15 protein-coding genes are annotated in these 20,585 nt (G+C 70.3%); 7 read left to right on the top strand and 8 right to left on the bottom strand.

Features of this window, described 5'->3' with window-relative positions; genetic code table 11:
• Positions 1 to 16: 16 nt before the first annotated feature.
• A complete protein-coding gene (locus EDC02_RS13045; protein ID WP_123602177.1) occupies positions 17 to 1,003 on the bottom strand; it encodes an SDR family oxidoreductase in 987 nt (328 codons plus the stop codon).
• On the bottom strand, positions 1,000 to 2,043 hold the full coding sequence (locus tag EDC02_RS13040; protein WP_123602176.1) for an SDR family NAD(P)-dependent oxidoreductase: 1,044 nt from the start codon (positions 2,041 to 2,043) through the stop codon (positions 1,000 to 1,002). Before EDC02_RS13040 ends, EDC02_RS13045 begins: the two co-directional genes overlap by 4 nt.
• 209 nt (positions 2,044 to 2,252) lie before the next feature.
• Here EDC02_RS13040 and EDC02_RS13035 point away from each other — a divergent pair, with 209 nt between their 5' ends.
• The 4 genes from EDC02_RS13035 (at position 2,253) to EDC02_RS13020 (ending at position 9,406) form a co-directional block, all read left to right on the top strand.
• On the top strand, positions 2,253 to 3,548 hold the full coding sequence (locus EDC02_RS13035; protein WP_123602175.1) for a glycosyltransferase family 4 protein: 1,296 nt from the start codon (positions 2,253 to 2,255) through the stop codon (positions 3,546 to 3,548).
• A gap of 329 nt (positions 3,549 to 3,877) precedes the next feature.
• Entirely contained in the window at positions 3,878 to 6,307 is a 2,430-nt protein-coding gene (locus tag EDC02_RS13030; protein ID WP_123602174.1) for a tetratricopeptide repeat protein, read from the top strand.
• 195 nt (positions 6,308 to 6,502) lie between these two features.
• Complete coding sequence (locus tag EDC02_RS13025; protein ID WP_158632183.1) at positions 6,503 to 8,875, top strand: condensation domain-containing protein; 2,373 nt, start codon at positions 6,503 to 6,505, stop codon at positions 8,873 to 8,875.
• A 120-nt stretch (positions 8,876 to 8,995) separates the two neighbouring features.
• Positions 8,996 to 9,406, top strand: coding sequence for an FkbM family methyltransferase (locus EDC02_RS13020; protein WP_123602172.1), 411 nt, complete (start codon positions 8,996 to 8,998; stop codon positions 9,404 to 9,406).
• 14 nt (positions 9,407 to 9,420) lie between these two features.
• On the opposite strand, the gene EDC02_RS13015 is transcribed toward EDC02_RS13020, so the two are convergent.
• The 4 genes from EDC02_RS13015 to EDC02_RS13000 form a co-directional block, all read right to left on the bottom strand.
• Positions 9,421 to 11,028 (bottom strand): peptide chain release factor 3, encoded by a 1,608-nt coding sequence (locus EDC02_RS13015; protein ID WP_123602171.1) that lies wholly within the window; start codon positions 11,026 to 11,028, stop codon positions 9,421 to 9,423.
• 89 nt (positions 11,029 to 11,117) lie between these two features.
• The gene (locus EDC02_RS13010) at positions 11,118 to 11,552 is read right to left on the bottom strand and encodes a MerR family transcriptional regulator (RefSeq protein ID WP_123602170.1); all 435 of its coding nucleotides are present in this window, start codon (positions 11,550 to 11,552) and stop codon (positions 11,118 to 11,120) included.
• A 166-nt stretch (positions 11,553 to 11,718) separates the two neighbouring features.
• Positions 11,719 to 12,576 carry a transglycosylase SLT domain-containing protein gene (locus tag EDC02_RS13005; protein ID WP_123602169.1) on the bottom strand — a complete coding sequence of 286 codons (858 nt, stop codon included), beginning with the start codon at positions 12,574 to 12,576 and terminating at the stop codon, positions 11,719 to 11,721.
• Positions 12,577 to 12,649: 73 nt separating this feature from the next.
• On the bottom strand, positions 12,650 to 13,405 hold the full coding sequence (locus EDC02_RS13000; RefSeq protein WP_148083445.1) for a hypothetical protein: 756 nt from the start codon (positions 13,403 to 13,405) through the stop codon (positions 12,650 to 12,652).
• Positions 13,406 to 13,730: 325 nt separating this feature from the next.
• Between EDC02_RS13000 and EDC02_RS12995 the strand changes: the two genes are divergently transcribed.
• Complete coding sequence (locus EDC02_RS12995) at positions 13,731 to 14,669, top strand: DUF2690 domain-containing protein (RefSeq protein ID WP_123602167.1); 939 nt, start codon at positions 13,731 to 13,733, stop codon at positions 14,667 to 14,669.
• Here the strand turns inward: EDC02_RS12995 and EDC02_RS12990 are convergent.
• Positions 14,651 to 15,433, bottom strand: a complete 783-nt coding sequence (locus EDC02_RS12990; RefSeq protein ID WP_233605895.1) for a spermidine synthase — start codon at positions 15,431 to 15,433, stop codon at positions 14,651 to 14,653. The genes EDC02_RS12995 and EDC02_RS12990 overlap by 19 nt on opposite strands.
• Before the next feature lie 115 nt (positions 15,434 to 15,548).
• Positions 15,549 to 16,142: a GrpB family protein gene (locus EDC02_RS12985; protein WP_199757627.1), complete on the bottom strand. Its 594-nt coding sequence runs from the start codon at positions 16,140 to 16,142 to the stop codon at positions 15,549 to 15,551.
• Positions 16,143 to 16,397: 255 nt separating this feature from the next.
• Between EDC02_RS12985 and EDC02_RS12980 the strand changes: the two genes are divergently transcribed.
• On the top strand, positions 16,398 to 19,334 hold the full coding sequence (locus tag EDC02_RS12980) for a family 16 glycoside hydrolase (RefSeq protein WP_199757626.1): 2,937 nt from the start codon (positions 16,398 to 16,400) through the stop codon (positions 19,332 to 19,334).
• A 246-nt stretch (positions 19,335 to 19,580) separates the two neighbouring features.
• Complete coding sequence (locus EDC02_RS12975; RefSeq protein WP_233605894.1) at positions 19,581 to 20,552, top strand: ABC transporter substrate-binding protein; 972 nt, start codon at positions 19,581 to 19,583, stop codon at positions 20,550 to 20,552.
• Positions 20,553 to 20,585: the final 33 nt, after the last annotated feature.

The raw sequence follows: 20,585 nt of genomic DNA, 5'->3' as shown, positions 1-20,585 counted from the left end.
CTGTCGGTCCGGCGCGTCAGACCACGAGGCGCTGCCGGTCCGCCTCGGTCAGGGCACTGGCCCAGCGGGTCCGGGCGGCGTGCATCGAGCGGACCATGTCCGGCCAGGAGGGCGGACGGTAGCCGGTGACGTCGGCCAGCCGGTCGGCGCGCATCGACCGGTCACAGACGAACCCGTCGTCCGGCGCGATGTCACCCGGCCATCGGTACACCTCGGCGATCAACCGGAGCAGGTCGTACTTCGAGATCGGCTCGGCGGCCAGGTGGTACAGCCCGGTGAGATCGGTCCGGGGCAGCACCACGGTCCGCAGCAGCCGGGCGAACTCGACGGTCGTCACGCCGGTGTAGATCGCCCCGGTCCAGCCCTGGACGACTCCGGGGCGCGACAGGAACCAGTCCACCAACGACCGGCTGCTGGTGAGCTCGTGACCGATGATCGAGGTACGCAGCGTGAGTGCCCCCTCCCTGGTGACCTCACCCAGCAGCTTGGACCGTCCGTAGAGGTCGGGTGGGTCGGGCAGGTCGTCCTCGACGTAGCCGCCCCGGCGCCCGGAGAAGACACAGTCGGTGCTGACGTGGATCAGCCGGCTGCCGAACTGGCCGCACGTCTGCGCCAACAGATGCGGGAAGAGAGCGTTCAGGGTGACGGTGTGCGTGGCGTCCCGCACGTCAGGGCGTTGCTTGATCACCCCGACACAGTTGACGACCACGTCTGGCCGGAGTTCGTCGACGATCCGGCGGACCTGGTCGAACCGGGTGGCGTCGATGCCATCGGCGATCCGCTCGACCAGTGGCGCCGGGAAGTGGTGTGCGCGGTCGGCCAGGTCGCGGGCGGTGCCGTGAACGTCGAGCGCCGGGTCGGCGCTGAGTTCCCGCAACAGGGTGTGGCCGAGCATCCCGGTGGCTCCGGCGATGAGGACCCGCTGTCGAGCGGGAACCGGCCCGTCGGTCCGCCGCCGCGGCACCCGCTCCAGGCGCCCGCCATCGCCGGACGGGGCGCTCATGCCGCGCCGACCGGGGTCGCGGCGGCATCGAGGTGCGCCCGTACCTCCGGCAGGGTGAGCAGCAGCGACTCGACCTCCGGCACGGTCAGCCGTCGGGCGTTGTGCGAATTGAAGTCGGTGAGCCCGCCGCTGTCGACATCGCCCTCGTCGACGTAGAGGGCGTAGTTGAGATCGCGGCTGTCCACCGGGACCCGGAGGAACTCGCCCAGGTCCTCGGCGTGGGACAGTTCCTCGCGGCTGGCCAACGTCTCGTACATCTTCTCGCCGTGCCGGATGCCGAGCACGTCGAACTTGGCCGGTACGCCGAACAGGTTGCACAACGCGGTGGCCAGGTCGCCGATGGTGCAGGCATCGGCCTTGCGGATGAAGACGTCGCCCTGCCGGCCGTGGTGGAACGCGTGTTCCACCAGGTCGACCGACTGGGCCAGGGACATCAGGAACCGGGTCATCGACGGCTCGGTGACGGTCGGCAGGCTGCCCTGGCGGATCTGGTCGATGAACAGCGGGATGACCGAGCCGCGCGAGTACATGACGTTGCCGTACCGCACGCAGCAGACCCGGGTGCGGGCAGTCAGGTTGTCCCGGGCGTGTGCCTGTGCCACCTTCTCCATCAGCGCCTTGGTCATGCCCATCGCGTTGACCGGATAGACGGCCTTGTCGGTGCTCAGCAGCACCAGCGCCTCGACCCCGACCCGTTCACACGCGTCCACCAGGTGGGCGCTGCCGAGGACGTTGGTCCGGACCGCTTCAAGTGGGAAGAACTCGCACGACGGCACCTGCTTGAGCGCGGCGGCGTGGAAGACGAACTCCATGCCCCGTACGGCTTTGTGCACACTGTCGTAGTCTCGGATGTCGCCGACGTAGTAGCGGACACGCTCGTCGGCGAGCCGGTGCCGCATTGCGTCCTGTTTGGACTCGTCGCGGCTGAAGACCCGGACCTCCTCGGCGCCGGCGTCGAGCAACCGGGAAACCATCGTCTGACCGAAGGACCCGGTGCCACCGGTGATCAGGATGCGTCGGTCCGATAGCGAGGAAACCACATCTGCCCCTGTCTTGCTTCTCCCGTCGGGCCACCCCGGGGGACGGTGGATGTCGTCGCACGTGACGATATATCCACATAACTGGCGTAGAGGTCATTTCCGGCAAGATGAGGAAGGTTCGGATGCCCCGCCGGCCCGCGATCGTCGACCAGGTCATCAATAACTACGAAAGGGGCAAAACAGTCCGTAGTGGCTGGTAGTTGTATTGCATGCTGATCGGTCTGCTCACCCAATGGTTCGATCCCGAGCCGGGGCCGGCCGCGTTGCCTGGCCGGCTCGCACACGCCCTCGCCCGACGGGGACACGAGGTACGGGTGGTCACCGGCTTCCCGAACTATCCGACCGGCCGGCTCACACCCGGGTACCGGATGGCGCGCCGGCTCGACGAGATCGACGGCGACGTGCGGATCCGTCGGGTGGCGCTCTACCCCAGCCATGACCGGTCCGCCGCACGGCGACTGGTCAACTATGGCTCGTTCGCCGGTTCGGCGCTGATCTCCGGCGCCGACGCGCTGCGCGGGCTCGACGCACTCTGGGTCGGCAACTCGCCGATCTCGGTGGCGGTCCCGATGTGGTACGCCCGGTACGTGCACCGGGTGCCGGTCCTGCTGCACGTCCTGGACATCTGGCCGGACAGCGCGGTGGCCAGCGGATTCCTCGGTGGTGGTCCGTTGTCACGGACTCTCGCGCGGGGGATGGCCGGTTGGTGCGAGGCGATGTACCGCAGCGCGGATCGGGTGGCCTACGTCTCGCCCGGCGCGGGCGGACTGCTCGCCGCGCGGGGCGTACCGCCGGAAAAGCTGGTCCACATTCCGATGTGGGCCGACGAGGCGGCACCGGTCCGCCGTCCCGATCTACGCGCCGAGCTCGGGATCCGTCCCGATCAGGTGGTGCTGTCGTACGCCGGGGCGCTCGGTGAGGCGCAGGGCCTCGACTCGCTGATCGACGCGTGCGCCCGGGTCGACGATCCGAGGCTGGTCTGTCTCATCGCCGGTTCGGGCACCACCGAGGACCGGCTGCGTGCCCGGGCGGCGCGGGCAGGCGCCACCAACGTCCGGTTTCTCGGCCGGCTGCCCCGCGACCGGATGCCCGCACTGATGGCCGCTGGCGACGTGCACTACGTGAGCCTGCGCCCCGGCGGGATGTCGGCGTACACGATGCCGAGCAAGGTGCAGGCGATCCTTGCGGCAGGTCGGGCGCTGCTCGTCGCGGCCGAGGGCGACGCCGCAGCGGTCGCCCAGGACAGCGGCGCCGGCTTCGTCGCCCGGGCGGGGGATCCGGACTCGATCGGAACCGCCCTACGCGAAGTGTGCGACCTGGGCCGCGAGAAGCTCGAGCTGCTCGGGCAGGCTGGTCGGTCCTATTACGACAAGGTCTTCTCGGTCGCGGTCGGTGCCGAACGGGTCGAGCAGGCGCTGCGAGCGACGGTGGAAGGCTGTCGGCCGCGGCCGCGCCGACCGTCTGGCCTGGGTCGAGCGGGAGTGGACCGACCAGCGGCCGAGTAGCGTCGCCGGGCTGCGTGGACCGAGCACGGGCTGAGCAGCGGTCCGAGTGATTACCGGAAACCTGCCCGATCGACCCGGCCGCGAGCGGCGTGGTGGCACTCCACTCCGGTTCGTCAGAGCTGGCTGTTCGCACCCCACTGACCGGCGGTGACCAGCCTATACCAGCGGCCCGGGGCCGGGCCCATGGCGTCCGCGAGTTTCCGGGGCAATTCCGGAAGATGTTGACAGGCCAATTTCTACGGTCCAATACTGGCGGTCGTCGGTAGGAGTTCGACGTCGTCGATGCCATCCTCTCCGCGGCTGGACCAGGTGAAACACCACCCCCAGCGGTGGTCCACACGATCCTCCTCCGGCCGTCGCCCGGCCACCGGCCGGCCTTCGTCGTCGCCTCCGCCGAGGCGACGACGGGCCTGGCTGGAGGAGTTCTGGTGATCGGCGAGTTGACGCGTGCCTACCGCCAGGAGGCGGGGCTGACCCAGGAGGAGTTGGCGGATCGTACCGGGATCAGCGCGCGCACGATCCGGGCGATCGAGAGCGGGCGGAGCCCATCGCCGCGCCGGATCACCGTCGGTCTGCTCGCCGACGTGTTCGGCCTGTCCGGAACCGACCGGGAGCGCTTCTACGCGTCCGCCGCGTCGTGGCGGCTGCCCGCACCGGCACGGCGTACCGCCGCGCCACCCGCAGCCGGGCGATCGGCCGGCGCGGTGCCCGACCTGCTACCGGTCGTGGCGGACTTCGTCGGCCGCCACCCGGAGCTGCAGCGGCTGAACGGTCTGCTGGATCGGCAGGCGGGGGCCACCGTCGTCGTGTCAGGGACCGCCGGTGTCGGCAAGACCACCCTGGCGGTGCACTGGGGACGGACCGCCGCCGGCCACTTTCCCGACGGGCGTCTGTACGTCAACCTTCGCGGCTTCGACCCGGCCGGGTCGGCGGTCAGCCCCGCCGAGGCACTGCGGTACCTGCTCGGCGCACTCGGGGTACCGACCGGCGAACTGCCCCCGGACCTGCCGGGACGCACCTCCCTGTACCGCCGCCTGCTGGCCGATCAGCGGGTGCTGGTGGTTGTCGACAACGCCGTCGACGCGGCACAGATCCGGCCGCTGATCGCCGGGACCGCGGGCTGTCTGACCCTGGTGACCAGCCGCCGGCAGTTGGCCGGCCTGGTCGCCGCCGACGGTGCCGTACCGCTGAGCCTGGACCTGCTCACCGTCGAGGAGTCCCGACAGCTGCTGCTCCGCCGGCTCGGTCCACGGCGGATCTCGACCGAGCCGGCGGCGGTGGACGCTCTTGTCGCGCGTAGCGGCCGGTTGCCGCTGGCGCTGGCCGTGGTCGCCGCCCGGGCGGCGATCAATCCCACGTTCTCCCTGGCTGGGCTCGTCGGCCAGATGGACCGCGCGGAGAACCGGCTCGACGCGCTGCACGGCACCGAGGCGGCCATCGACGTGCGGACAGTGCTCTCCTGGTCGTACCGGCAACTGCGTCCTACTGCCGCCCGCCTTTTCCGGCTGCTCGGCCTGCATCCCGGCCTGGACTTCGCCGCGCCAGCCGCTGCCAGCCTCGTCGGGGCCACGGTCCGCGACGTCGAGCCGCTACTGGCGGAGCTCGCCGACGCGCACCTGGTGACCGAACCGGCTCCCGGCCGCTACGGCCTGCATGATCTCTGGCGCAGCTACGCCACCGAGTTGGTCGGTCAGGTCGATTCCGCGGTCGACCGCCGGGCAGCGCTGCGTCGACTGCTGGACCACTGCCTGCACACGGGTGCGACGGCGGACCGGGCGCTCGGCGCACACCGGGACCGGCTGGCCCTGCCGCCGCCGGTGCCCGGCACCGTGTGCACCGGGGTGGCCGACAGCGATGCCGCGATGTGCTGGTTCGACGCCGAGTTCGCGACGATCCTCGCCGCCATCCGGATCGCCGCCGAGCTCGGGCTCGACGGGTACGTCTGGCGTCTGGCTGCGGTTCTGCGCACCTACCTGCACCGGCAGGGCCGCTGGCCGGAGATGTCGGCGGTCCACCTCACCGCGTTGCGGGCGGCACGTCGGATGGGGGACCTGCCCATGCAGGCGCGCAGCGATCACCACATCGGCGAGGCGGCGGCCAACCTCGACCGGTTCGACGAGGCCCACCGCCACCTGCGCCGGGCCGACCGGTGCTACGCCGAGATCGGCGATCGCGCGGGCCAGGCCCGGGTCGCGTTGACCAGCGCGTACGCCCTGGAGCGGCAGCAGTTGCCCGATCAGGCGCTGGGTCAGGTCCTGGTGGCGCTGCGATTGGCCCGCGAGGCAGCCGAGCCCTGGTTGCAGGCCCGCGCCCACAACGCGGTCGGCTGGTACCACGCGTTGCTCGGCGAACCGGAGCAGACCCGACTGCACTGCGTCGAGGCATTGATCCTGTTCGAGGAACTTGACGATCCGGACGGTGCCGCCGACACCTGGGACAGCATCGGATACGCCGACCACCGCCTGGGCCGACCAAGCGAGGCGGTCGACTGCTACCAGCGGGCCCTGCGGCTGTACCGGGCCTCGGGCAACAGGTTCTTCGAGGCGGCGACACTGACCCATCTCGGGCACGCTCACCTGGCGGCCGGTGACGTCGGGCCGGCCGGGACCGCCTGGCGGTCGGCGCTCGACATCCTCGACGACCTCGGCCACCGGGACGCCGTCGAGGTCCGCGTCCTGCTGCGGGGCATCGACCATCCGCCCGGCGGCGGCCCGTCCGGGCGTCCCGGCACGTCGGAGCGTCCCGACACGTCCGGGTGAGCCGGTCGCGTCAGGGTCGACCACGGCGGCAGCCGACCGGAAACATTTCTTCCGGTCGATCCTCCTGGCCGCCCCGGGCGGCCCGATGCTTGACTGACGCGGCCAGCGCCCCGGGCCGGTCGGGGTGCAGACCCGTGGGAGGCAGCGGAGATGACCAGGCCCGCCCCGGCACCGGATGACACGACCATTGTCGCTGTGAACGTCGACGAACTGCTGCTGCGGGCGGTGCGGGCCGGGGTGACGTTGAGCCTCGACGGTGACCGGCTCAGCTACCGGGCCACCGGCGGGCTGCCCGACGATCTGCGAGGGCAGCTCGTCGACCACCGAGACGAGATCATCGGCGTACTGCGCCGTACCGACACCGTCGAACCGATGGTGCCGACCGGGTCCACCGGTGCCGAGTCCGGCATGTCCAGCGGACAGCAACGGCTCTGGCTGGTCGAGCAGATGGTGGGACCGAGCACCCTGCACCACGTACACGCGCGGTTGCGGTGGCACGGCGGCCTGGACCCGGCGGTCATGTCGGCCGCCGCCCACGCACTGGCGCGCCGGCACGCCGCGCTCCGTACCGTCTTCCGTACCTCCGGGGCGGCACCGGTCGCGGTGGTCCGCTCGGCGGACGAGGAGCCCTTGGTCGAGATTGCCATCGCCGACCGGTCCGGCGCGGCGGCCGACGAACTGCTGCGCGGCCAGCAGCACACCCCGTTCGACCTGGCGTCCGGACCGCTCACCCGGATTGCCGTGGTCACCGTCGCCGACGACGAGCATCTGATCGCCGTCACCCAGCATCACCTGGTCACCGACTGCTGGTCCGTCGGGTTGCTCCTGGCCGAGCTGGTACGGAGCTACGGCGCGCTGACGAGCGGCCGGCCCGCCGCCGGGCCGCTGTCCGACGTCGACTCGGTCGACTATCCGGACTTCGTCCGCTGGGAGAAAGCCCGGCGGGCCGCGCCGCCGTACCGGAACCGGCTCGACTGGTGGCGTCGGCACCTGGCCGGTGTGGTCCCGCTGAACCTGCCCTGCGACGGCGCCGGCACAGCCCGGGAACGCGACCACCGCGGCTCGACATGGCACTTCCGGGTGCCGGCGCGGCTGCTGCACCGGCTACGGGCGCTGGCCCGGCAGTTGGACACCACGCCGTACGTCGTCTTGCTCGCGGCCTGGGCGGTGCTGCTGTACCGGCACACCGGGCAGGACGACATCGTGATCGGCACCGTCACCAGCGGCCGGGACCGTCCCGAGCTGGCCGGCACGGTCGGCTTCCTGTCCAACACCGTGGTGCTGCGCTGCGACCTGTCCGACGGTCCGACCGTAGCCGGGTTGATCCGCCGGCTACGGTCGCTGACCGCACAGGCGTTCGCGCACGAGGTGCCGTTCGCCGACGTCGTCGCGGCGACCGGCACCGCCCGGGACACCGGCCTGAATCCGCTGTTCCAGGCTGCTTTCGTGTACGAGAACCTGCCCGATCCATCCGTCGCTGACCCGTCCGAGGTACCAGGACTGGTCTCGGTCGTCACCGAGGGCCGGGTCGACGGTTCCGTGGACGGCACCACCAAGTTCGACCTGTCCCTGGTCGTCGGTCGCGACGGCGACGGCCTCGCCGGACTGGTCGACTACCCGCGTGCCCGGTTCAGCCCGGCGACGATCGCCCGGTTGGCGGAGCACTACCTGGTGCTGCTGGACGGGATCGGGACCGCGCCGGACACCCCGGTCGGTGCGCTACCGATGACCCGTGCCGCCGACCGTCGGCGACTGCTCGGCTGGGCCGGCGCGCCGGCGGCCACCTCGCCGATGTCGGTGGTGGACCAGACCGGGTTGGCGGCCGGTGCCGGAAACTGGCTGGTCGGGACGTCCTGCCGCCCGGTCGGCGAGCTGCTGCGTACGTTGCGGCCGGCTCGGTTCCTCAACGGCTACGGGTCGACCGAGACCACCACGTTCGCGGTGATGCATCCGGTCGACGGCCGGCTCGCGTACCTGCTGGACAGCCGGTATGCGCCGGTCCCGGTGGGGGTGGTGGGCGAGCTGTATCTGGGCGGTGCCGAGGTCGCCGCCATGGCCGGGCACGCACACGGCGACTTCGACGTCTGTGCTCTGCCGGACCTGCAGGCCGAGCGCGCCGGGCAGCTCGGTGCGGCGACGGACGGCTTCGTGATGTTCAACGCCTGGGACGTACCGGCCGACGAACGTGGCCCGGTCGACCTGGCCAGCGGCGCACGGCCAACCGAGGTGATCGCGTCCCGGCGGTCCGACATCCACATGGACGTGCAGGGCGAACTCGTCTTCTGGTCGTGGCGGGTGCCCGGCGCGGTCTGGGTGAGGATCAACGTCAACGAACGTCTGGCCGGTGTGGACACGGCGACGCTGCTGCGCCGGACCGAGCGGTTCGCCGAACTCGCCGCGGACGATCCGGCGGCGGCGGTGGCTCGACTTGCGCGGCTGGCCATCGCCGAGGAGCCGGACGGCACGCCGGAACATCCCCGGCGACAACCCTCGTCACCTCATCCGATCAGAGGAGAGACCGACCATGCAACCATTCGCCACGACCTCGGACCTCGTCGTACCCGGTGACGGCCTGGAACTGCACGCGCCGGTCCCGCCCGAGGCCGATTTCCAGTTTCGGCTTCAAGTGCTACGACCTGTTGGACCTGCCGGCCCGCTGGCGACGCCAGTTTCGTGCACTGTCCGAACATGCCGGGCAATTCCATCCGGTATCCGGAGGACAAGGAACTCCAGAAGGCGGTGGTGGCCCGCACACGCCCTGACTGGGACGTGGTCGAGCAGTACCGGCCGGTGAACCTCACCGTTCCGACGGGTCGCCTAGCGGAGCATCTCGACCTGGTCGGGCACGTCCACCTGATGAAGATCGACGTGGAGGGCACCGAGCTGAATGTGCTGGCCGGCGTCGACGATCGGCAGTGGACCCGCGTCGACAACATCGTGCTGGAGGTGCAGGACTCGGCGGACCGGCTGGCTCGCACGCTCGCCGTCCTCGCGTCCCACGGCTTCGGGTGCGAGATCAACCCCGCGCCACTCGTCTACCCCGAGGTCCGCACGTACCCGGTCACCGCGCGGCGGTCCCCGGCCCGGCCCGCCGCCTGACGCGGTGCGGGAGGTCAGCCCTCGGCGTCGGCGAGCAACGGCTCCAGCACCAGGTCGGGGTCGCGGTTGCGCACGGTGGACAGCCGCCACTTGTCGGGGAACAGGGCGAGCAGTTCGCCGTCGCGCACCCGGGTCATCACCTCGACCCCGGGGGCGGCGTTCAACCCGGCCACGCTCGCCGCGTCGGTGCGCCGGGCCAGGGTGTACGGCAGATGGTCGACCGCGGTCGGTACCCCGAACTCGGTCGACAGCCGGTGGGTGGCGACCTCGAACTGCATCGGCCCGACGGCGGCGAGCACCGGGGACTGCTCGCCCCGGCGGTCCGATCGCAGTACCTGGACCACGCCTTCGCCGTCGAGTTGTTCGATGCCGCGGCGGAACCGTTTGAACTTCGACGCGTCGGTGGCCCGGATCGCGACGAAGTGTTCCGGGGCGAACGAGGGCAGCGGCGGGAACGTCACCGCCGGCCCGGGCGCGTAGAGGCTGTCGCCGATGCTCAGCGCGGTGGCGTTGACCAGGCCGACCACGTCGCCCGGGTACGCCTCGTCGATGGTGTCCCGGTCGCGGCCGAAGACCTGCTGGGCGTACTTGGTGGCGAACGGGCGGCCGGTGCCGGCGTGGGTGACGACCATGCCGCGTTCGAACCGGCCGGAGCAGACCCGGACGAACGCCACCTGGTCGCGGTGGGCCGGGTTCATGTTCGCCTGGGTCTTGAAGACGAATCCGGCGAACGGCGCGTCCAGTTCGCGAGGGGTGCCGGTGGTGTCCGGTCGGGCCGCCGGCGCGGGGGCGGTGTCCACCAGCACGTCGAGGAGCTGGCGTACGCCAGCGTTGGTGACCGCTGCGCCGAACAGCACGGGCGTGGTGGTCGCGGCGACGAACGCGGCCCGGTCGTGTTCGGCGCCGGTGGCGGCGAGCAGGTCCAGCTCTTCGACCGCCTGGGTCCAGTCAGCGCCGTACCGTCGGGTTGCCTCGTCGGCGGTGAGGGTCTCCTCGATGACGGCGGTGGCTCCGCCCGGGGTGCGGGTGAACGCGATCATGCCGCCGGTGCGCCGGTCGGCCACCCCGTGGAACTGCCCCGCGACGCCGACCGGCCAGGTCAGTGGGGTACAGCGCAGCCCGATCCGTTGCTCGATCTCGTCGAGCAGTTCGAGCGGATCCAGCCCGGGGCGGTCCCACTTGTTGATGAAGGTGATCACCGGCACCCGGCGGTGGCGGCACACCTCGAACAGTTTCAGTGTCTGCGGCTCCAGTCCCTTGGCGGCGTCGAGCAGCATCACCGCGCAGTCGACCGCGGTCAGCACCCGGTAGGTGTCCTCGGAGAAGTCCGCGTGCCCGGGCGTGTCGAGCAGGTTGACCACCGTGTCCCGGTAGGTGAACTGCAGCGCCGCCGAGGTGATCGAGATGCCGCGCTGCTGCTCCAGCGCCATCCAGTCGGAGACCACGCCACGGCGGTCGCCCTTGCCGTGCACGGCGCCGGCGGAGTTGATCGCCCGGGCGTGCAACGCGAGGGCCTCGGTGATGGTGGACTTACCGGCGTCCGGGTGGGAGATCACCGCGAAGGTACGCCGCCGGGCCGCCTCCGTTGTGACTTGCTGTACGGTTTCCACTGCTCCTGACACCTGAGGTCCTCCCTCGGCCGCCCGGCGCCTAACGGCAGGTCGACGACCGAACTCTAACGTAAGAGGCGATTTGTCGGTCGGTCCGCCGGTCAGCCCGCGACCGCGCGACGGCCTGCTCCGGTCGGCACGTCGTCCAGGTGGATGGACAGGTCGTCGGCGAATTCCCTGATCATGCACAGCTGGGTCTCCAGCACGGCTTCGCGGGCGCGGGCAGTCGCCTGGAACTCCCGCAGCTTCGTCTGCAGAGTCACCCGCTCGGTCCGTCCAAGAGACTCTCCGGCAGCGGCCAGCCGGTCGAGGATCTCGAGCAGCTCACGGATCTGGTCGAGGGTGAGTTCCACCGGCTTCATCCGCTTGACCACCAGGAGCCGGTTGACGTCGGCCTGGGTGTAGAGCCGAAATCCGCCCTGGCTGCGGGCGGACGGCACGACGATGCCGACCTCCTCGTAGTAGCGGATCGTCCGCAGGCTCAACCCGGTGCGTTCCGCCACCTCACCGATCTGCATCAGCTCACGGGAACCCATGTCCGCAGGCCCGCCTCCCTCTGCCACCGCCGTGCGTGATCCGGTAAGGCTATCCTGCCTGGCGTCGCCCGTTCCGGCGTCTCCACGGCAGCCGGCCGTGTTGTCCCGTGCCGCTGGCGGCACGGGACAACACGGCCGGGTCACCGGTGCCGTCCGACGTGACGGATCAGCAGGACGGGACCATGCTCTTGACGTCGTAGGTCGTGTTGATCCAGGTGTCGGCGGCGAATCCGGTGGCACCGGTGGCCGGATCGGTGATCCGGTCCCACGTCGACGACGGCCAGTACCCGCCGCCGACGTACTCGCCGAAGGTGTAGCAGGAGATGTTCACCGTACTGCCGTAGTAGGTGTACCCGGTGACGGCGTACGACGTGCCGGGGCCGGCCCGGACGTTGAGCCACGGGCTGGCCAGGATGGTCCCGGTCACTCCGCCCGGCGTGCCGCCGCCACCGAGCCGGTCCACCGCGGCCTGCGCGGCGGACAGGTAGTTGGCGTACACGCCGCTGTTGTAGGTCGACCATGGCTGCCAGTTGCTGCCGCCGCTGGAGATGTTGTACGCGGCGTTCGCGTTGCACTGGGCGTCGTAGGCGCAGGTGTCGGTCACGGTCGGGTGGTAGCAGTTGTTGATCTGCCAGAGCCCGCGGTCCAGTGATCCGTTCGGACATCCATAGGTGGGGCCGTTGCTGCCGACCGCCGACGGGTTGCACGAGGACTCCGCCATGGCCACCGCGACCGCGGTGACCAGCGGGCTGCCCCGGAACCCGGCGGCGTACCCGACCTGGGCGCACAGGTCGATACCGACGGCGTTGACGCTGACAGTGTCCGATGCCGGCGTGGCGGCCGGCTCGCCGACGCTGGCCGGGACGGCGCCATCGACGGCGCCGCTGTCCGGTGCGGCGCTGGCCGTGCCCGGCACCGCGAGAGCGACCGTGCCGACGACGCAGAGCAGGACGAGGCCGAGCGCCAGCCGAGGAAGGCGCCGGCGGCCGCCGGCGGAGGCGGGCGGGAGACGATCGGGATCCATCACGTTCCTTCCTGGAAACGACGAGCGGTGACTAAGTTGCGACGGGTGAACCGGCGGACGGGTGAACCGGTGGTCAACGTCCCGGCCACTCCGGGTCCGCGTACGACCAGCCGAGGTACGGCGCGCCGGGCCAACTGAGCGAGACCTGGCGAATGGTGGGGGCGGTGGTGATGTAGCTGCCGTTGCCTTCGGAGAGCATCACGTGACCGGCGTAGCCGTTGATCTGCGCTCCGGCGAAGAAGACCAGGGCGCCGGGCGGCGGTGTGCCGGTGGTGTGGATGAGGCCGCGCTGGGACAGCGCGTTGTAGTGGACCAGCGCGGTGGCGTAGCCGCTGGCGGCCCGTCCGTACGCGTGCCCGACGAAGTTGTCGCACCAGCCGTCCCACGGATGGTTGGTGTCGCCGAGGTCGCCGTTGGTGTGCGTGTTTCCGAGCACCGACCGGGCCCAGGCGAGGGCGCGCTGCTCCCGGGTGCCGGTCGGCGGCGGGGTGCCTGAGCCGCACTCCGGCTCGCCCGGCAGGTACTGGTTGAAGCCGGGCGTAGTGGTGTAGTAGTCGCTGATCCAGCCGTTCACCGGCGCGCTGATCTGATGCCAGACGTTGTTGCCGTAGATGTTGCGGCCACGTACCGCGCACTCGGCGGTGAAGTACGTGCCGTCGGCGAGGACGGTGACCGCCGGTGCCGAGGCATCGTGCGGGTTGGTCCGCACGATCAGCCCGGCACCACCGGTGCCGGTCACCCGGTAGCCGTTGATCCCGGCGATCGCCGGTGCGGCGGCTCCGACCAGCACCATCACCAGTGCGGCGAGGGACGCCAGAACGCCCCGCAAGAGCCGGGGGAGGGTTCTGGACACCGGTCGGTGGGCGGGTTCGGTTTCCTTGCGGTGGTGCACGCGGTCCTCCTGTCGTAGAGCGGACTGCCCGTCCACCCGGTACCGCGTCCATGCCGGACGACGCCACAGGCGGCTCTCGCCGCCCGGATCCGCCGGTCGGTCAGGATACGGACGCGTGCGTGGTCCAGTACGGACTGTGAGACGCTGTTCACTGGCGTCTATCCAACGGGCAGCTGCGTCGAGGCTGATACTGGCGTGGACCTGCTCGTAAAGCACTGGCTTGACCGCTGTTGACACCAGGTTTACGCGTTCAGGAGAGGCCATGACGGATCAAAATGGACACGCCGGCACTCGTGGTTCCGCCGCCGGCCCGCTCGGTGCCTTCGTCGCCGATCTCGAACAGCTTCGACGCGACGCCGGGCAGCCCTCGTTGCGCAAGATGGCGGAGCGGGCCCACTACTCGCACACCGCGCTGTCCAGTGTGCTGTCCGGAACCCGGCTGCCCTCGCTGGAGCTGACCTTGGCCTTCGTCCGTGCCTGTGACGGAGACGAGAACACCTGGCGGCAGCGGTGGAGCCAGGTCGACGCACTCGTCAACGGTGCCGCGCCACCGGCCGACCGGCCCGCCGTACGGGAGCCGCACGTCTCGCGGCGGGCGTTGGCGGCGACCGGCGGGATCGCGGCGGTCGTCGCCGCGGTGATCCTGGTGCCGACGTCGGTACTCGACCGGCTCGGCGGGGCGGCGCAGGAACCCGTGGCGACCTCGGCCGCCGTGTCACCGGCGGCGGACGGCGCGGACCCGCAGCAGGAACAGTGCCACCTCGATGCGGTGAGCACGCACACCGTGCAGGTTCCCGACCGCGATCCGGCTCAGCCGCCCTACGGCAGCCTCACCCTGCGCTACTCTCAGCGGTGTCAGGCGGCCTGGCCGCTCTTCGTCTCCACCGAGCGGGTGCCGACCGGGGTCACCATCCGGCTGTCCATCAGCCGCCCGTCCGACGGGGCCGTCAGCCGGTTCGACTACCCCTACCTGGTGCCGAGTCAGGTGTACAGCGTGTACGGCAACGTTCTGCGGACCACCGAGGGGTGCGTCGAGGTCGCCGTCGAGATCAGCAGCGCGGACGACCACGCCGAGTTGGCGACCGCAGCGACCCCGTGCGCCCATCCCGACCCGACCGGCACACCGACCGCACTGCAGGTCCGCGACCTGCGCATTCCGGTGGCGGCTCCGCCGATCGCCGCTCAGCCGGGCGGAGGCTGACCCGGCTCGCCCGGCGGCCGTGCCCGGGCGCCACTACCGAAGCCGCTGCGGGGCGAGGTCTGCGCCAGGTACACGGTGTTGGCCGAGTCGCTGCCGAGCAGTGGGTTGCGGAACGTGACCACTTCGGTGCGGACCTGCGGGAACACCCGTCCGAGCGCTTCGGTGAACCCGGCTTCCGGTGGGTCGTCGGACCACAGCGCGAACACGCCGCCGGGCCGCAGATGGCCGGCCAGCCGCCGCAGACCGTCCGGCCGGTAGAAGGCGGCGTGTGACGGGTGCAGGACATGTCCGGGGGAGTGGTCGATGTCGACGAGGACGGCGTCGAACCGTCGTCCAGGTGCGGCCGGATCGGGGCCGGCAGCCGCGGTCAGGGCGAAGAAGTCCCCGGTCACCAACCGGCACCGGGGATCCGCGACCAGCGCCTCTCCACCCGGCACCAGACCGCGCTGGTGCCACCCGATGACGTCGGCCAGCGCTTCGACGACGACCAACGACCGGACCCGTCGGTCCCGCAGTACGGCGTGGGCGGTGTAGCCGAGGCCGAGCCCACCGACGACGACGTCGAGGTCCTCGCCGGCCAGGTCCGCCAGGGCGAGCCGGGCCAGCTCGACCTCGGCGACGGTGAACAGGCTCGACATCAGGTACTCGTCGCCCAGTTTGACCTCGTACACGTCTCGGTCGACGACCGGGTCCCGCCGCCGCCGCAGGCTGATCTCGCCCATCGGGGTCTGCCGCCAGTCAAGTTCCTCGAAACGCATGGCCATCTGCACTCCTTCATGCTGGGCGCAGGTCGGCCCGGGCCGACTCTACCGTCCCGTGAGGGTGCCGGGCGGACGGTGCTGTCCGCCGGTCGGCACCGCCCGGCGGGGCGCGGCTCGGCTAGAGCATCCCGGCCGCCCGGAACAGCCGGTCATAGATTTCCCGGATCACCTGTTGCTTGCGCGCGTTGTAGCCCATCACGTTGCCGCCTCCGGGCACCGCCGCCCGTTTCGCGTCCGCGTAGCGCGCGCGGTCGTCGGGGTGCGCACGCAGCCAGTCGCGGAACATCCGGTGTCGGATGATCTCCGGGCAGTTTGGGCCGAAGACGTGCAGGTTGACAACCCAGGGGTCGGTCAGCTTCAGGCACCGGTGTTCGTGAAAGGACGGTTCCCGGACGGTGAGGACGTATCCGAGACGTCCGAGCGCGGGTAGGTAGGCGTCCTCGTCGATTGGGTCGGCGACAGTCAGGTCGATGTCGATCACGTCCTTGGCAACCAGTCCTTCGATTGATGTCGATCCCATGTGTTCGACATCCAGTGCCCGGTCGCCGAGCGCGCTGCGGATCTGCCCCGACAGAGCCTGGTAGCGGACAGGCCATCCGGGGTTGTACGCGGTGATGGTGACTGTCTCGGGTGCAGGCGGCCCGTTGACCCAGGGTCCTCGGACGGGTTGCAGTCCCGATGGCGGGTGATCTCCTCGAAGCTGGACACCCACCGCACGATAGTGGCCTCCGCGGATCTTTTGCTTGTGGCGAGCAAAAGTTTGACCTGATCGCTCAGAAGATCTTGCTACTTCAGCGAATGTGACTCATGATGTGCCGCAGCCGTGCTTCGAGATCATCTCGTCCACCGGGCAGGCACCCCCTCGGCGATGGTTGCGACCGCGGCGTTCATCAGCACCCTCGAAGGGGGAGGAATGTCTCCACGCCCGCCAAGAACACGTGGCCCGGCCATACTCGTCGCCACCGTCATGCTCGCTTCACTGGCCGCCGTCGGTTCGTCGCCGGCCGCTGCCCAGGTCGCCGACCTGCCCCCGCAGGAACCGGGCGTCACCCTGCGTACCTACGACATCGGCGTACCGCTGACCGAGATCTGCACCCTCAAGCCCGGACAGACCCCGAACGTCGACAAGTTGATGCCGGTCGTCGACTGGTCCACTGCGGACGACTTCGGGCAGGAGGACAACTTCGTCACGCACGCCCTCGCCAACCTGCACATCAGCGCAGCGGGGACGTACACGTTCCGGCTGTTCAGCGACGACGGCTCCCGCCTCTACATCGACGACGCGATGGTGGTCGACCACGACGGACTGCACGGGGCGACCCCGATGGACGGTGCGGTGACCCTGACCGAGGGTTACCACGCGTTGCGGGTCGAGTACTTCGAGGCCGGCGGTGGGCAGGAGCTCACCCTGTCCTGGCAGCCGCCGGGCACCGAGGACTTCGCCGTCGTGCCCAACTCCGTGCTGAGCACCGACGCCGGCGTGGTCCGGGTGACCGCGCCCGGCCGCAAGGCGTGCCAGGGTGTCACCGACACCCCCGGCGACGGGCTTCCGCTGGACGCGGTGCACCCCGACTACACCCTGACCGACCTGCGGCCGGACGGGTTCGAGCCGCAGGTCTCGGGCATGGACTGGACCGAGGACGGTCGGCTGGTCATCGCCACCTGGGGCGGCAGTGAGGAGGTCCTCGGCGAGGTCTACATCGTCGAGAACGTCACCGGGACAACCAGCGCCGAGCAGGTCACGTACAAGAAGGTCGCCAGCGGTCTGCGGGAGCCGATGGGCCTGGCGGTGGTCGACGGCACCATCTACGTCTCGCAGAAGCACGAGCTCACCGAGCTGCGCGACACCGACGGCGACGAGGTCGCCGACGAGTACCGGACGGTGGCCAGTTGGCCGTACGGGGGCAACTTCCACGAGTTCGCCTTCGGCCTGCTCTACCGGGGCGGCCACTTCTACCTCAACCTCTCGGTGGCGATCGACTACGGCGGCGCCACCACCGACCCGCAACCGATCGGCAACCGGGGCACCAGCATCAAGGTGAACCGGCGCACCGGCGAGGTCAGCTACATCGCCGGTGGCCTGCGCACCCCGAACGGCATCGGCTGGGGGCGGGACCAGGAACTCTTCGTCACCGACAACCAGGGTGGCTGGCTGCCCGCCTCCAAACTGGTGCACATCGAGCAGGACCGGTTCTTCAACCACTACACCAACCCGGACGGGCCGTTCGACGCCAACCCGGTCAGCCAGCCGGCGCTCTGGCTGCCGCAGAACGAGATCGCCAACTCGCCGAGCACCCCGGTACGGATCAAGAAGGGCCCGTACCGGGACCAGTTCCTGATCGGTGACGTCACGTACGGCGGGCTGCAGCGCGCGTACCTGGAGGAGGTGCACGGCGAGTACCAGGGTGCGGTGTTCCGGCACACCCAGGGGCTGGAGGCCGGGGTCAACGAGGTCTCCATCGGCCCGGACGGGGCGATCTACGTCGGTGGGCTCGGTGCCGACGGCAACTGGGGCCAGGCCGGCAAGCTGCGGTACGGGCTGCAGAAGCTGACCCCGAACGGCAACCGGACGTTCGACATGAAGTCGATGAGCGCCACCCCGAACGGCTTCAAGATCGAATACACCCGGCCGCTGTCCACCGAGACGATCCAGGACATCGCCGAGCGTTACCAGATCAAGCAGTGGCGTTACGCGCCGACCCCCACGTACGGCGGACCGAAGGTCGACGAGGAGACGCTGAGTGTGCGCGAGGTCATCGTCTCCAACGACCGCCGTACCGTCCGGTTGATGGTCGACGGCCTGCAGCAGGGCCGGGTGGTGCACCTGCGCTCGCCGCGCTCGTTCACCGCCTCCAACGGCGAGGAGCTGTGGAGCACCGAGGCCTGGTACACGCTCAACGCCATCCCGGGGGCGCAGCCGGACCGGATCTTCTACGAGGCCGAGGAGGGCTACCAGCAGGGTAGTGCCCGGTACGACACCGAGCACGCCGGCCATTCCGGCGTCGGCTTCGTGGCCGGGTTCGGCGAGTTGAACGCCGCCAACACGGTGCACGTCGAGGTGAAGCGCAACGGCGAGTACGAGGTGGGGCTGCGCTACAGCAACGGTCCGAACCCGTTCCAGGGCGACAAGACGGTCAGCATCTACGTGAACGGCGAGAAGGTCCGGCAGACCGTCCTGCCCACCACCGTCACCTGGAAGGAGTGGGCCACCAAGACGGAACTGCTCACCCTGCGCCGCGGCGCCAACGCGATCCAGTACCGGGTCGACGCCACCGACACCGGTCACGTCAACCTTGATCTGATTACCGTCCGTAAGCCTGGTGAACGGATCGTGTTGTTCGACGGTGGCAGCCTGTCCGAGTGGCAGCACACCGACGGGCGCTCGGCGAGCTGGCCACTGGTGGGTGACGGGGCGATGGAGGTCTGCTGCGGCGACCTGCGTACCCGGCAGGCGTTCGGCGACTTCCGGCTGCACGTCGAGTTCAAGGTGCCGCAACTGCCGCCGGAGGTCACCGGTCAGGACCGTGGCAACAGCGGTGTCTACCTGCAGGAACGGTACGAGATCCAGGTCCTCGACTCGTACGGGGACCCGACCCTCGACAACAACGAGTCGGGTGCCATCTACCTGCAGAAGGCGCCGGATGTCAACGCCGCAAGGCCGCCGGAGACGTGGCAGACGTACGACATAACCTACCGTGCGGCCCGCTACGACAGCGCCGGTGAGAAGACCTCCGACGCCCGGGTTACCGTGGTCTGGAACGGTGTGACCGTGCACGACGACGTCGCCATCACCGGCCCGACCGGCGGCAACATCCCCGAGGGGCCGGCGACCGGGTCGATCCGGTTGCAGGACCACCAGAACGCCGTGCAGTACCGCAACATCTGGGTCGAGCCGCTGAGCTGACCCGACTGCGACGGCCGCGCCGGACCGGGATCCCGGTCCGGCGCGGCCGTGTGGCGCGACCTGTCAGGCAGCGATATTCAACTTTTTCGTGACGGTCGTCAGATTTTGTTGACATCTGGCGGCCTCGTAGTCGAGCATGGCCACCACGGCAGGGTGACTCCGCTCACATCGACATGTACCTGCGCGGGGTGGGCCTACTGCCGGGATCGACGCACCCCACGACCTCCGTCCCGGAAGGCCTCGTCAGTGAAGAAGACATTTACCTTCGGGCTGATCGCCACCATGGCGTTCGCCCTTACCGCCTGCACCGACTCGGACTCGACCCCGACCGACCAGTCGGACGGCGAGCTGCGTCAGGTCCGGGTCGCGGCGCTGCCGATCACGGAAACCGCCGCCCTGTGGGGCGGCATCGAAGCCGGCATCTTCGCCGAGCGGGGCATCGGGGTAGAGGTGCTGCCCGCGCAGGGCGGCGCCCAGGCGATCCCCGCCCTGATCAACGGGGACATCGACTTCGCCATCGGCCAGCCGTTCGGCCCGTTCCGCGCCGACGTGCAGGACCTCGGCGTCGTGCTCATCGGCAACTACGCGTCCTCGTACGCGGAGGGCGACGACATCAACGCCGTGGTGGCGTCCGCGGCGTCCGGCATCACCCGTCCCGCCGAACTCGCCGGGCGTCGGGTCGCGGTGAACAGCCTCGGCGCGGCCGGCGACGTGACGATCATGGCGGCGGTGGAGCAGGACGGGGGCGATCCGACGACGATCGAGTTCGTCGAGGTCGCCTTCCCCGACGTCCCGGCCCAGCTCGAAGCCGGCAACATCGAGGCGGCGTGGGTGCCGGAGCCGTTCGTCACCCAGCTGCGGGACCGCGGCGATGCCGTCGTCGTCGAGCCCTACCAGGCGGTCATCCCCGGTCTGGCGACCCTGACCACGATCACCCTCGCGGACAGCCTCGAGTCCGACGCCGAGCTGATCGCCGACTTCTCGGCGGCGATGCAGGAGACGCTCGAGTGGGCGCAGGACCCCGCCAACGAGGCGGACGTCCGGCAGGCGATCAAGGACAACCTCGAGCTCCCCGAGGCGGTCGCCGATTCGGTCCGGCTGCCGGAGTTCGGTTGGGAGCTGGACCGGGCGAGCCTGGAGACGCTCGCGACGCTCGCCGGCGATTACGGCGTGCTGGACGAGCAGCCGGACTTCGACCGCCTCATCCAGCAGCAGTAGCCGTACGGTCCCGCCCGCTGCGGCGCCCGCCGC

It is taken from the genome of Micromonospora sp. Llam0 (assembly GCF_003751085.1).
Taxonomy (GTDB): Bacteria; Actinomycetota; Actinomycetes; order Mycobacteriales; family Micromonosporaceae; genus Micromonospora_E.
Note: the sequence above shows the minus strand (reverse complement) of the source record. Positions and strands in the feature narration are given on the sequence as shown.

What these genes read in the sequence shown, in the direction of transcription:
- EDC02_RS12995 (WP_123602167.1), top strand. Translation starts at nt 13,731, where the DNA reads ATGACGGATCAAAATGGACACGCCGGCACTCGTGGTTCCGCCGCCGGC.
- EDC02_RS13045 (WP_123602177.1), bottom strand. Translation starts at nt 1,003, where the DNA reads ATGAGCGCCCCGTCCGGCGATGGCGGGCGCCTGGAGCGGGTGCCGCGG.
- EDC02_RS12980 (WP_199757626.1), top strand. Translation starts at nt 16,398, where the DNA reads ATGCTCGCTTCACTGGCCGCCGTCGGTTCGTCGCCGGCCGCTGCCCAG.
- EDC02_RS12990 (WP_233605895.1), bottom strand. Translation starts at nt 15,433, where the DNA reads ATGGCCATGCGTTTCGAGGAACTTGACTGGCGGCAGACCCCGATGGGC.
- EDC02_RS13035 (WP_123602175.1), top strand. Translation starts at nt 2,253, where the DNA reads ATGCTGATCGGTCTGCTCACCCAATGGTTCGATCCCGAGCCGGGGCCG.
- EDC02_RS13020 (WP_123602172.1), top strand. Translation starts at nt 8,996, where the DNA reads ATGCCGGGCAATTCCATCCGGTATCCGGAGGACAAGGAACTCCAGAAG.
- EDC02_RS13010 (WP_123602170.1), bottom strand. Translation starts at nt 11,552, where the DNA reads ATGGGTTCCCGTGAGCTGATGCAGATCGGTGAGGTGGCGGAACGCACC.
- EDC02_RS13005 (WP_123602169.1), bottom strand. Translation starts at nt 12,576, where the DNA reads ATGGATCCCGATCGTCTCCCGCCCGCCTCCGCCGGCGGCCGCCGGCGC.